1 protein-coding gene is annotated in these 346 nt (G+C 44.8%); it reads left to right on the top strand.

All coding sequences use genetic code 11. The features are described 5' to 3' along the window. Window position 1: 1 nt before the first annotated feature. Window positions 2–346: helix-turn-helix domain-containing protein (locus tag FS666_RS19510; protein ID WP_244943983.1), on the top strand; the 345-nt coding region annotated here is incomplete at its 3' end.

The raw sequence follows: 346 nt of genomic DNA, 5'->3' as shown, positions 1-346 counted from the left end.
ATTGATTGCCCCTCTTTTGAACGGGCAGATGGAGCCAAAGGAATACTTTGAGCAGTTGGAAGGAAAAATCCATCAGATTCCATACTACGGAGAAAGAACAATCGCAGCCAAAACCATACAGGAGTGGCTTCTTCATTACCGGAGGAACGGTTTTGATGCCTTGAAGCCAAAAAGGCGCTCGGATCGGGGGAATTCCAGAAGACTGTCCCCGGATGATAAGGATCATATTCTGGACATAAGAAAAGAATCCCTCCACATGCCGGTCAGCGTGTTCTATGAACAACTGATCAAGCGGGGAGAGATTCAACAAAATCAAGTATCTTATTCCACTATAAACCGTTTATTG

The sequence above is a fragment of the Siminovitchia fortis genome, assembly GCF_007681465.1.
Lineage (GTDB): Bacteria > Bacillota > Bacilli > Bacillales > Bacillaceae_C > Siminovitchia > Siminovitchia fortis.
Note: the sequence above shows the minus strand (reverse complement) of the source record. Positions and strands in the feature narration are given on the sequence as shown.